Consider the following 12,474-nt stretch of genomic DNA (forward strand, 5'->3'; position numbering starts at 1 on the left):
ACCGCTTTGGCATGCTGGAGGTGATGCGCGCCTCGCGCCTGACGCAGTTCCCGATCAGCCCCGTGCTGCGCGAAACCCATGGCTTCAAGGGGCGCCTGACCTTCTTCCTGCTGCTGGCCGGCGCGCTGGTCTTCACCTTTGCCGCGCTCGGCCATGACATCCGCGCCAGCGGCACCCACCTGGAGCCTGGCTGGTCAGTGCTGGTACTGGTGGTCGCGTTGCTGATCGCCCTGGGCTTCGAGTTCATCAACGGCTTCCACGACACGGCCAACGCGGTGGCCACGGTCATCTATACCAATGCACTGCCACCCCGATTCGCGGTGGCCTGGTCGGGATTGTGGAATTTTCTCGGGGTGCTCTTTTCCAGCGGTGCGGTGGCCTTTGCCATCGTTTCGCTGCTGCCGCTGGACCTGCTGCTGAAGGTCGATAGCAGCGCCGGGTTAGCGATGATCTTCGCCCTGCTGATCGCCTCGATCCTGTGGAACCTCGGCACCTGGTGGCTGGGGTTGCCGGTGTCCTCGTCGCACACGCTGATCGGTTCCATCGTCGGCATCGGCCTGGCCCACGGCGCCATGGCCGGGCACATCGGCATATCGGGCAACGCCTGGTCGCAGCTGACGACAGTGGGTTACGCACTCTTTCTGTCGCCGGTGGTGGGCTTCTTCGCCGCGTTCGTGCTGCTACGCGTGATGAGTTCCACCATCCGCAACCGCGCGCTGTTCCATGCACCGGAAGGCCGCACGCCGCCACCCCGATGGATTCGCGCGATCCTCATCCTCACCTGTACCGGTGTGTCTTTCGCCCACGGCTCCAACGACGGGCAGAAGGGCATCGGCCTGATCATGCTGATCCTGATTGCCACCGTTCCCCTGGCCTTCGCGGTGGATCGCGCCCATTCACCGGAGCAATACCGCCAGTTGCTCGCCCTCCTCCAGACCAGCCAGGAGCAATTGCACCGCAGCGGCGGCACGCCTGCGGCGGACCCGCGCCAGGCCCTCTTGAGCTATCAGAAAGACGAAGTCGTGCATCCCGAACTGCTGCCATCGCTGGGCAGCGTGATCGGCGACATTGGCGCACGGCTGCAGCGCCACGGGCAGTTGGACAAGGTGCCCGTCGAAGAGGTGCAGGACCTGCGCAACGACCTCTACCTGAGCCTGGAAACCATCCGCCTGCTGGACCGCAGCGGCCAGCGCTTCGACCTGGACACCTGGAGCAGCCTGCAGGCGCTGCGCCATGAGGCCGACCGCACCATCCGCTTCATTCCCGTGTGGGTGAAGGTCGCAGTCGCCCTGGCGCTGGGGCTGGGTACGCTGGTTGGCTGGCGGCGCATCGTCACCACGGTGGGCGAAGGCATCGGCAAGACCCCGCTGACTTATGCACAGGGCGCCTCGGCACAACTGGTGGCCATGCTCACCATCGGCGCGGCGGATGGCTTCGGCCTGCCGGTGTCGACCACGCAAGTGCTCTCCTCGGGAGTGGCGGGGACCATGGCGGCCAACGGCAGCGGCCTGCAATGGCCGACCATCCGCAACATGCTGCTGGCCTGGGTACTGACGCTGCCAGCCGCCATCGCCCTGGCGGCGGGGTTGTACTGGTTGTTCACCCGGCTGATGTAAACCCTGCAGGGGCGAGGGGGACGCCTAGTTCTTGCTCGCGAACAGAATTTCCCGACTGCCTGGGAGCCAAGCGGTTCGCGAGCAGGCTCGCTCCTGCAAAGAACCCGTTTCCGTACAAAGACGGCGCGTCCAGTGAGCAGCGCCGACCGCCGAGCAGTTATTGCTGGCTGTGGAAAACTCCGTGGATTACTGTATTCATATACAGTATTTCTTCAGAGCTTTCCCACATGTCCACTTCCCTCCCACCCCGCGGCCGGGGCACCGCCAGCAATCCGCACAACCGCTTCGCGCCGACCACCTCGGTGCCTGTGGATAACGATTGGTACGACGAAGTGCCCAAGCCCCAGGTGACCGAAATCCGCACCGAGCGGGCGAAGACGGTGATCTCGCGCAATCAGTCGCCGGACCTGCCCTTCGACCGCTCGATCAATCCCTATCGCGGCTGCGAGCATGGCTGGATATGCTCTGCAAAAGGTTCCATCAAGGTCTTTTAGGACGGTTGAACTCGTTCAAGCGTTCTAAATGACCAGTATCAGCAATCAACCATATTGACCAATTGTTGAATGTCATCGTCCATTTCTAACAAATACCAATCCCTGTATTTGATGACATTTGGCTGATTTTCTTTTCTATCAATTCTCATCATTGTTGCTTTTCTTTCAGTAGCAAAATGATTATTGGAGAAAATTACAGTTCCAATTCCAATATTTCTTTTGATTATTACTGTTTCTTTAGTCGCATAATCTTTATATGAGAGATAAAGACAATCTTGGAAAACCTTCTCATATAATTTGATTTTCCCTGCACTCACATTTTCCATTGTGAAAATTTCTGCAAGATTAGGGTTTTCACTCACATAACTATTAAGAAGAAGAGCAGAGCACTTCTTTGACTTAATAAGTTTAAATGATGGGAAATTCGTTGCGTTTATCTTTGCGAAGGTTTTACTAGGCACTTCAATAAAAGAGATTTTTCTAGCAAATGAATACTTGCTTTCAATCTCTTTTACTTTTTCGATGATTGACAAATAAGCGTCATAATCATCAATCAAATACACACTACAAACATCATAAGCAGTTTCTTTATTGACATAAGAAACTAAAAGGTCGTTTATTTCACCAATATACTTATCAAACTTTCTATTATCTTCACTCATATATTCCTCTTTCTTATTCTCTTACTTATATTTTCCCATATAAATATATAATGTCAAGAAAGTCGGAGGAACTTTTTAAATATATTTTCAGGAGATATATGGGTGGCTCTATGCACCGGATTTTCTAGGGTTTGTATTAAATACTCCCCGCGTAATATGTAATTATCTGTAAATAACCATTATGCAAAACGCACTGAAAAACTTCGTTTTATGATTTGCTTCGCTTCGCTTCTCAAATCTGCGAACTTTGTTCGCTTATTCCAGTGGTTTTAGCCCGTTAGGGCGTGCTCTGCTGAAATCAAAAAAACACATTCGAATTCAATAAAAGTATTTAAGAGTATTTAAGGGTACTGATTTATGCTGATTTTAAGCCAAAAATACAACCAATACTCCCCGCGTAATATGCAGATACTCCCCGCGTAATATGTAAATACTCCCCGCATTATATGTAAAATACTCCCCGCGTAATATGTAGCATTATAGTGCTAATCGAATACTCCCCGCGTAGTTCTATTGACTTATATAAAATCTATGGTTTGATATATGTATATAATCAATAAAAGGATGCCCTATGGATTTAATATTTAATCAATTTCAAACTTCAAAAAGTATTTATGCACAAGACAAGTATATGACTTTTGCAAAGTCAATCCTTCATCTTCCAATTTTTCAATCTGTAAAGAACTCAAAAAAAGAAAGAGTAACTATAAAAATAGACAAATTTTATTCTTATGAAGATGTTGAAATGGACTTTATACCTTTGTCTGTGAATTTCGATTTTGATGTTTTCTATTACATTCTTCAAAAGAAATTGAAGTCAGACAAGCTCACATTCACAATAAATATGAAGCACTTTATGAAATTTCATAAAGTCCACCCAAGCAATAAAAAGGTGTATATAGAGAAGTTAAGAAAATCATTAAAGAATATGATGAAATTTTATCTTGAATTTAGATATGACTCTATTACTTACAAGTGTCATTTGCTGAATAATATCGTTGAAGATGCTAACGATAAAGAAAATACAGTCATTACATTCAATAAAGAATTTGAGAATTTTTACAAACACGACACTGACCTAATCTTTAATTTTAAGTTCGATAAGTTCAAAGAAATTGAAGGGGATTATGCAAGGGTTCTATATATGTTTTATCTAACTAATCACTACGCTGATAGTGTTAGATTTAAGATTTCCGACATATTAGATAGGTTGCAAAGCAATTTTTCAACAAAGACAAAAACATATGAGTATATAAAGAAAGCTCACGAAGAACTAATTAAAATAGAGTTCTTGAAATCTGTTGAGCCTATCAAGGAAGGGAGAGAATTAACTGGTTATTTGGTTGAGTTTGAAAAAGTAAGAAAAGGTTTTTTACCAACGGTAGCAGAAAAACCTAAAAGCAATACTGATGAATTATCTATCTGTGATGAAGAATTACCATTTTAATTAACAACATAAGGACTATATGAGAAATGAAATTAAAGCAATATTAGCAACAACAATGATGATTACAGCATTCTCTGCGAATGCTGGTTTTAGAATGCAAATACCTCTTGAAATAGATGGTGGTGGACACTTACCTAATGGTTCAATAGTATTTACTGGTGAAACTGAAATTGAGCCAGTAGATAAGGCAAAAGAGTGTGATGACAAAGCATCTAATGTTCCTGGGCTTCTATCTTCAACATATCCAGATGTGAATTATGTTTCCCATAGATTTACTACTTTTAAGCAATTTGTTCCGGGTGTTGGCTTTGCAGATGTGGAAGGTTGTGAGGTGACGATTGAACTACCTAACTCAAAAGGGTTTTACTGCACTTCTAATGATGACTATGCAATGGCAGTGAGCGGCAGCGTTCAATCATTAGGTATTGAAAAGATTATGCTGAACTACTATGGAGAATGTAATTAAAAAAGCCCTGATGGGCTTTTATTATTAAGGTCTGTAACTGTTTGTTTTCCTTGATTTCTGCTTTTTTTCTTTCTCTTGTTCATTTCTTGCTTGTGCTTCTCTCTTCAATTTCTCTTGTTCTTCCATTCTTCTAATCATTTCTTCATAAGAATTGGAATTTCCAAATTCTGTTGAATTTTGTTTTTTAACTGGTTCAGGTTGAATAGGTTTTTCAACTGGTTGAACTGGTTTATTTCTTTCTTCTTCAATTCTCTTTTCTTGTTGGTAGTTGTTATATCTACGCTGAAAACTGAATTGATTTTCAAGAAAGGCTTTTCTCTCTTCAATTTCTTTCGAAAATTCTTCTTTAAATTGTGGTAATTCACGATTAACACGGCGGAAATCTTCAATCTTTTGCTCTGGTGCATTCTCAAAATTAGAACCAAAACAAGATTTACATGTAAGGGCTTTATGAGCAACGCAAAGCATTGCAGGGGTTATACTGCTCAACAAGTCATTAAATTGCTTGCGAACGGGGTCAACCTCTTCAACTGGTGGCTTCTCTGGTGCTTTTTGAAGTGGTTTAGGTTTTTCCTGGGTAGGTATAGGGAAAACTGGTTTAGGGGCTTCTATGGCCATTTCTGGTTGTTTAGGCTCAACCTTTTTATTCATTGAAGCGTATTGCTCTTGGATTTTCTTCAATTCTTCTAAATCGGCTGGTTTAGGTTGATAACCTTCCAAGGTAAAGCCTTTGGCTTCCAATCCCATTAACTGAAATTCAAGCCATATATTTTTCTTAAAATGGTTCCCGCCACTCACTGTAAAGGTGCTTGGTGGGTTTGAATCAGCAAGCAATCTTTGCAAACCTGCTTTTGCTGATTGTCTTGATGTGTCATTAAATAAGACTTTTGAAGGGTCTTTATAGTATTCAAAAGATTTTTTGCTGTTGTATGTATTATAGAAATACTCAACCTTGTCATTGTGTTGTTCATATTTGAATTTCGTGCTTAACACTGATTTAGGGTTTACCCTATTCATAAAATCAGGCTTTGTATCACTGGATAATAAAAAGCAATCTTCGGCTTGTTTTTTTACCTGATGTTTTTTGGATAGAGTATTTTCAAACTCTTCATCTTCTCCAAGTTTTGCTTTTAAGGTCTTGTAAGAAAGGTTTAGTTCTGATGCTTTGAATATTTGGTCATCGAGTTGAATGGAGAAAGATGATTTCCCATTATGAATGACATTAAAGCCATTTTCGGTTATTTGGTTGATAAAGTCGGAAGGACTGGAAGCATTATCAAGATAAGGCTTTAAAGCGTCTTTCATTTTCTGCTTATTAGAAACTATACCTCTAACATCAAGCATTCTTTCATTAGTAGATGGAAGTTTTTCAATGTCATTTTTATTTTTAGATGTTGCTTTTCTATTTTTTGGCTTAATCAATTTGTGTTTATCTTCTAACTTATCGCATTCAATTTCAATGATGCGATAATCATCTTTTTGCTTGTAAGTCTTTCCGTTGTTATCTCTAACTGACCAAATGATATGGACGTGCATTTCATCTGTGTCATTATGAACAGCCATCAAGTATTTGCGATTGCTGAGATTATGAGTTTTTTCATAAAGTTCTTTTGCAATCTGTAATGCCTTTTGTGGGTTCATATCATCATTAGTGTGAAAACTTACTATATCGTGATATGTTCTTACTTGCTGGGTAGAACCTTGTTTTCTATTGTTGTTGTAAAAATTAACATCATCATCAATTTCACTTGATAATCTATTTACTAAATCGTCTTTGATGATGTTTGGTCTATGAATAAAACTGGCTTCATAAAGGCAGCAGCCTTTATCTTTAAGAATGTAATTGGCTGTTCTCTTAATTCCTCTTTTTGTTTTTTGGCTGCTGGCTTTTTTTCTTATCATATTACTCCTTGTTGTTGATGTTCTTTTCTATCCTTACATATTTACTTTGGTCACGGAGTAATTTATTTAAAGTTGTAAACATAAAGTCAATTTTCTCTAATGTTTTCCAAAGGTGTTCTGGAACAACCTCACCACTATTTAGATGCTTGGCTATTTGATTAAGATTGTTGTATGGCTCAGATATTTTTTTCTCAAAACTTTCATATGTGGCTTTTAGTGATGGGTTGTTAATTTCAACAATCAAACCAAAACCATCTGTAATTATTTTTTCAATCAACTGCTCATAGGTTAAGCCGGTTTTAATTTTTAATTCTTGGAATGCAAGTGCAGTCTTTTCTGTTGTTCTAATTGTTATGGTAGAACCTTTACTTCTGTTTGCTTTTTTCTTCTCCTTATCTGGAAATAAATCACTCATATAATCACCTTAAATTGTTATCTTAATTTTGGCAGTCTTTCCGCTTTTATATTTTCTAAACGAAGTGCAGAAAATCGAGCAACAATGGAAGTCCACGAAGTGGCACTCCATTGTTATTGCTCGCATATAATTAGAATGCCATATAAATGTTGTATCATATATTTTAATGTTTTCAAGTGGCGTGGACTGCCATTTAAATTGATAACAAAATAATGGAAACAAAAAAGGCCACTATTTAGTGGCCTTGGATAACTGAAAATAAAACTGGTTAATTAGTTTTTTGAGCAATAGATTTAACTACGCTAGCCCAAGAATTTTCAATTTCATCTTTATTGTATTCATTTGCCAATTCATCATTGAGAATGTGGCGATTAACACCATTGGAAAACTCTACATGTAAAATATCATTCAAGTAATCAATCTGGATTTTCTTGATGATGTTTTTTAGTTCATTGTTATATTGAACTCGTTTTTCAATTGCTTCTTGTGATTTGTCATAGATGATTTTTTCAATATCAATTCCTTGTAAATCATAGAATGACCTAAATGAAGAAATAATCTTGTCGAGTTCTTTGTTTTTGATTTCAATTTCAGCATCATATTTTATGATGCTATTTTCTAAATCAACAATAATCTCATTGTATGTTTCTGGAATGGTTTCACCTTCCATAACCATCTTTTTGATTTGAGATTTAAAATCATCAAGACGATTAGAAATTTTGTTTTTTTGGTTCTCCAATTTCATCAATTCATTTTTGATTTCATCGGCATTGGTATTTTCTTCTAATAGAGTTCCAATATTGATGCCATTGGTGAATTTAAAAAAGCGGCTAAATACTTTTTTACCACGAATTGATTGCTGGCCTTTTAAACCACATTTACCTGTCATCGAGTTTGTACAGATAAAATAATCTCTTTCGCCTTTATTCATATAGCGAATAGTTCCGCCACAAAAACGGCAAAAAATTAAATCACGGAAAACATTATATCTTTGGGCTGAATATCTACCTGAAAATGGTTTCCTTGATGTGATGACGGATTGAACCTTTAAGAATAAATCTTCATCTATTACCTGCGGGTAATAGTCTGGAATAGGATTTCCTTCATCTTTTCTAATGAGCCGACCATTTTCGTTGTAATGAATTTTTTGCGGCTGATGCTCACCAATTAACTTTCTATTGCTCAATAGATATTGAGCCTGATGAATAGCAAGTTTTTCACCATAAAGTGAATTATATTCTTTGGTTGCTTCCTGTAAGCCTTTGGAAAGGGAAAGCCTGAAAAGTGTTCTTATTCTGTCTATTTTTACTTCATCAATGATGAATGTGTTGTTTTCTACTTTTAACCAAGTAGGAACTTTTTTAGTGACGATTTCACCATTGTGCATCTTATCTCTATTGAGTTTCCAAGCCTTGCTTGAAAAATCACTTTTACGCTGACTTTCTGCGTTAGCCCTTTCAAATTCAACAAGAGCAGTAATCCAATCACCAAAATCAAGATTATCGGCATCATAAATTTTATTCTTATCAAGAATGACTATCTTGATGCCTGAAAATAAAAGGTCAGTAAAAATCTTATTACTACGAACGATTTTATCCCGTGATAATCGGTCAAAGTTCTCTATAAGTAGATAAGAACCTTTTTCAATTTCTCCTTTCCTTACCTCTTTGAGAAACTGACCAAGCACACCATCGGAACCAGCGTGTTTACCGTGAAAAGCAGACGTTCCGGCGTCTTCAAGGTGTCGATCTACCTCCAAGCCGTGCTTGGCCACAAACGCCTCTATAAGCTCATTTTGGCGTGTTCTCGTTGATCCATCTTCCTGGCGGGTAGATGAGAAACGAACATAAGGAAAGCACTTTTTGGTCATTTTTTAACCAATCTTGGAGAGTGGAACCAATAACATAGCACGTCTGCATCTACTGCTACGCGCGGCCCAGCCATGCGTACTGGGACCTGTCGCCAGGGCTGGATTTCGAGACGAAGCTGATCGCCAAGACCAACGCCGCCGAAGTGCTGGAGGAGGAGTTGAGCCGCAAGGGCTACGTCTGCGCGCCGATCAACCTGGGCGCCAACACCGATCCCTACCAGCCCATCGAGCGCCAGCAGCGCCTGACCCGGCAAATCCTCGAAGTGTTGCTGCGCTTCCGCCACCCGCTGACCATCGTCACCAAGGGCTCGTTGATCCTGCGCGACCTCGACCTGCTGGCGGAGCTGGCGAGACAGAACCTGGTCGCCGTGATGATCAGCCTCACCACGCTGGACGATGAGCTCAAGCGCGTCCTCGAGCCTCGGGCCGCCGCGCCCTCCGCGCGCCTGCGGGCGATCCGCGTGCTGCGCGAACAGGGCATTCCCGTCGGCGTGCTGTGTTCGCCGATGATTCCGATGATCAACGACCGCGAGCTGGAGGCCTTGCTCGAAGCCGCCCACGACGCCGGCGCCCAGAGCGCCAGCTACATGATGCTGCGCTTGCCGCGCGAGGTCGGCCCGCTGTTCGAGGAATGGCTGGCGGCGCACTACCCGCAGCGCGCGAACCACGTGATGAGCCTGATCCGCCAGTTGCGCGGCGGGGAAATCTACGACAGCCGCTTCGGCCACCGCTTTCGCGGCGAAGGCCCATTCGCCGACCTGCTGGCCAAACGCTTTGAGGTCGCCATGCGCCGCCTGGGATTGGGCCGGCGCGGCAGCTTCAACCTGGACTGCACGGCGTTCGCCCCGCCGCGCAGCCAGATGAGCCTGTTCTGAGTTTGCAGCCGATGAAATGTCGACAAGCGGAATAGCATCGCCGCACTCTCGCAATGCCATGATAGCTTGCCGATATCATCTTGGAATGTCGCCGAAACATCATGCAAAAGCTCATTCCAGAGCGGGTTTTTAATTTTGGTTTAATCTTCTTCGCCTAGGGTTTGAGCACAAAGTGACTTACCGGTCACGCCAGATTTTTTCCCACGGCTGTGCCTTTTCTCCCCAGGGAGAGCGTCGGCTGACGTGGGAAAATTCTTCGTCATTCTTCGAGGCTGATACATGAACGACAAAACGCACGGTGAGGATCACGCCCACGAAACCGCTGACGAGGCGCTGCGCCATATCGTCGAGGGTTTCCGCCAGTTCCGTCACGACGTCTTCCCGCAACAGGAAGAGCTGTTCAAGAAGCTGGCCCATGCGCAGAACCCGCGCGCCATGTTCATTACCTGCGCCGATTCGCGCATCGTTCCGGAGCTGATCACCCAGAGCTCGCCGGGCGACCTGTTCGTTACCCGCAACGTCGGCAACGTCGTGCCGCCCTACGGCCAGATGAACGGTGGCGTGTCCACCGCCATTGAGTTTGCGGTCATGGCGCTCGGCGTGCAGCACATCATCGTTTGCGGCCACTCCGACTGCGGCGCGATGAAAGCAGTGCTGGCGCCGCAGACGCTGGAAGGCATGCCGACGGTAAAAGCCTGGCTGCGCCACGCCGAAGTAGCCCGCACCGTGGTCGCGCAGACCTGCGGTTGCGCGACCCAGGAGCATCTGGGTGTGCTGACCGAAGAGAACGTGGTCGCCCAGCTGGATCACCTGAAGACCCACCCGTCCGTGGCCGCGCGCCTGGCGTCCGGCCAGTTGTTCATCCATGGCTGGGTGTACGACATCGAGACCAGCGCCATCAAGGCCTACGACGCCCAGGAAGGCCGCTTCCGTGCCCTCGACGGCGAAGGCCCGACGCCCAGCGCCACCCCGCGCCCGCGCTATTCCCCGCAGTAAGCTGCTGATACCAGCGAGCTCCCAGGGCGCGGCGGCCCTCCAGAACAAACGCCGCGCCCTTCTCTACTTGATCCCTGCCTGAGGCGCACGCTTCCACCGCGTACGCCGTCCCTTTGAATTGCGCGTGTCGATGCGGTCGAGACCGGCATCGTGGGCTTTCGCGCGCCCGAAAAATGCTCAGGAGAACAGCGCCATGTCGGCTCCCCACTCTGTTCCATGCGGATTTTCCCAGCTACGCCAAGTGCTGCCACGCGATCTGCTCGCTTCCGTGGTGGTTTTTCTCGTCGCCCTGCCGTTGTGCATGGGCATCGCCATCGCCTCGGGCATGCCGCCGGCCAAGGGGCTGGTGACCGGCATCATCGGCGGCCTGGTCGTCGGCTTTCTCGCCGGCTCGCCGCTGCAGGTGAGCGGGCCGGCGGCGGGGCTTGCGGTGCTGGTCTTCGAGCTGGTGCGCGCTCATGGCATGGCCATGCTCGGGCCCATCCTGCTGCTGGCCGGCGCGCTTCAGCTAGTGGCGGGAAGGCTGCGCCTGGGCTGCTGGTTCCGCGTGACCTCGCCGGCCGTGGTCTATGGAATGCTCGCCGGCATCGGCATCCTCATCGTGCTGTCGCAGGTTCACGTGATGCTGGACCTCAAGCCCCAGGCATCCGGGCTGGATAACCTGCTGGCCTTCCCCACGGCATTACTGTCCGAGGCGAGCGGCTTCGATGCCGCACTGCTCGGGCTGGGCACCATGGCCTGCATGGCGCTGTGGGACCGCTTCAAACCGGGCCGGCTGCGCATGCTGCCCGGCGCCCTGATCGGCGTGAGCCTGGCGACGTTGACGAGCATCGCCCTGGAACTCGATGTGCTGCGCGTGAGCGTGCCGCAGAACCTTGGAGATGCCATCGACTGGCTGCGCCTCGGCGATCTCGGCGCCCTGCTAGACCCGACTATTCTATTGGCCGCCGTGGTGGTCGCCTTCATTGCCAGCGCCGAGACGCTGCTCTCTGCCGCTGCCGTGGACCGCATGCACACCGGCCCTCGATCGGATATGGACCGCGAGCTGAGCGCCCAGGGCGTGGGCAACATGCTCTGCGGGCTGGTTGGCGCTTTGCCAATGACCGGCGTGATCGTGCGCAGCTCGGCCAACGTGCAGGCGGGCGCGCGCAGCCGCGCCTCGGCGATCTTCCACGGGCTTTGGCTGCTGGGTTTCGTCGTGCTGCTGGGCGGGCTGCTGCGGCAGATCCCCATTGCCAGCCTGGCGGGTGTGCTGGTCTACACAGGCATCAAGCTGGTGGACCTCAAGGCGCTGCGCTCGCTGGGCCGCTATGGGCGCATGCCGGTGCTGGTGCATGCGGTGACCGCGCTGGCGATTGTCGCCACCGACCTGCTGACCGGCGTGCTGCTGGGCTTCGCGCTGACGGTACTGAAGCTGGTATTCAAGGCCGCACGGCTGAAGATCAATCTGCGCTACGACGATGAAGGCAATGGCGCCGAACTGCGGCTGGTGGGCGCAGCGACCTTCCTCAAGGTGCCGGCGCTGTCCCAGGCGCTGCAGTCGGTGAAGCCGGGAACGCACCTGCGCGTGCCGTTGCAGCACCTGAGCTACATCGACCACGCGTGCATGGAGTTGCTCGAAGACTGGGGCCGCAGCGCCGCGGCCAGCGACTGCCGACTGTCCATGGAAGGCAACGGCCTGCGTCGCCGCGTGGAGGGCCGGGTGCGCGCGCTGCAGAGCGCAGGCTGAGC

Annotated in this window: 9 protein-coding genes and 2 pseudogenes; 7 read left to right on the top strand and 4 right to left on the bottom strand. The window is 47.7% G+C overall.

The annotated features are described in order from the left end of the window. The first annotated feature begins 11 nt into the window (after window positions 1–11). The gene (locus A6723_RS29535; RefSeq protein ID WP_054910643.1) at window positions 12–1,616 is read left to right on the top strand and encodes an inorganic phosphate transporter; all 1,605 of its coding nucleotides are present in this window, start codon (window positions 12–14) and stop codon (window positions 1,614–1,616) included. A gap of 227 nt (window positions 1,617–1,843) precedes the next feature. Then, window positions 1,844–2,095, top strand: a pseudogene (locus A6723_RS29540) (radical SAM protein); the annotation flags it as partial. Between the two features lie 53 nt (window positions 2,096–2,148). Here the strand turns inward: A6723_RS29540 and A6723_RS31950 are convergent. After that, the gene (locus tag A6723_RS31950) at window positions 2,149–2,772 is read right to left on the bottom strand and encodes a hypothetical protein (protein ID WP_024015014.1); all 624 of its coding nucleotides are present in this window, start codon (window positions 2,770–2,772) and stop codon (window positions 2,149–2,151) included. A 571-nt stretch (window positions 2,773–3,343) separates the two neighbouring features. Between A6723_RS31950 and A6723_RS31955 the strand changes: the two genes are divergently transcribed. Together A6723_RS31955 and A6723_RS31960 are read left to right on the top strand one after the other, a co-directional pair. Then, entirely contained in the window at window positions 3,344–4,219 is an 876-nt protein-coding gene (locus A6723_RS31955) for a hypothetical protein (RefSeq protein ID WP_139093099.1), read from the top strand. Window positions 4,220–4,238: 19 nt separating this feature from the next. Next, window positions 4,239–4,685, top strand: coding sequence for a hypothetical protein (locus tag A6723_RS31960; RefSeq protein ID WP_139093100.1), 447 nt, complete (start codon window positions 4,239–4,241; stop codon window positions 4,683–4,685). Window positions 4,686–4,709: 24 nt separating this feature from the next. Here A6723_RS31960 and A6723_RS31520 read toward each other — a convergent pair whose 3' ends face one another. The 3 genes from A6723_RS31520 to A6723_RS31525 form a co-directional block, all read right to left on the bottom strand. Continuing rightward, window positions 4,710–6,587 carry a relaxase/mobilization nuclease domain-containing protein gene (locus A6723_RS31520; protein ID WP_082450859.1) on the bottom strand — a complete coding sequence of 626 codons (1,878 nt, stop codon included), beginning with the start codon at window positions 6,585–6,587 and terminating at the stop codon, window positions 4,710–4,712. A gap of 1 nt (window position 6,588) precedes the next feature. Then, window positions 6,589–7,002: a plasmid mobilization relaxosome protein MobC gene (gene mobC / locus A6723_RS31965; RefSeq protein WP_024015010.1), complete on the bottom strand. Its 414-nt coding sequence runs from the start codon at window positions 7,000–7,002 to the stop codon at window positions 6,589–6,591. A 268-nt stretch (window positions 7,003–7,270) separates the two neighbouring features. Continuing rightward, entirely contained in the window at window positions 7,271–8,872 is a 1,602-nt protein-coding gene (locus A6723_RS31525; protein WP_082450861.1) for a recombinase family protein, read from the bottom strand. Window positions 8,873–8,910: 38 nt separating this feature from the next. Between A6723_RS31525 and A6723_RS29550 the strand changes: the two are divergent. From A6723_RS29550 to A6723_RS29560, 3 genes and pseudogenes are all read left to right on the top strand, one after another. Then, window positions 8,911–9,747, top strand: a pseudogene (locus A6723_RS29550) (PA0069 family radical SAM protein); the annotation flags it as partial. Between the two features lie 279 nt (window positions 9,748–10,026). Then, window positions 10,027–10,743: a carbonic anhydrase gene (locus tag A6723_RS29555; RefSeq protein ID WP_045213528.1), complete on the top strand. Its 717-nt coding sequence runs from the start codon at window positions 10,027–10,029 to the stop codon at window positions 10,741–10,743. 193 nt (window positions 10,744–10,936) lie between these two features. Beyond that, complete coding sequence (locus tag A6723_RS29560) at window positions 10,937–12,472, top strand: SulP family inorganic anion transporter (protein ID WP_054910646.1); 1,536 nt, start codon at window positions 10,937–10,939, stop codon at window positions 12,470–12,472. Window positions 12,473–12,474 lie beyond the last annotated feature (2 nt).

Source organism: Pseudomonas sp. AU11447 (assembly GCF_001672555.2).
Lineage (GTDB): Bacteria > Pseudomonadota > Gammaproteobacteria > Pseudomonadales > Pseudomonadaceae > Pseudomonas > Pseudomonas nitroreducens.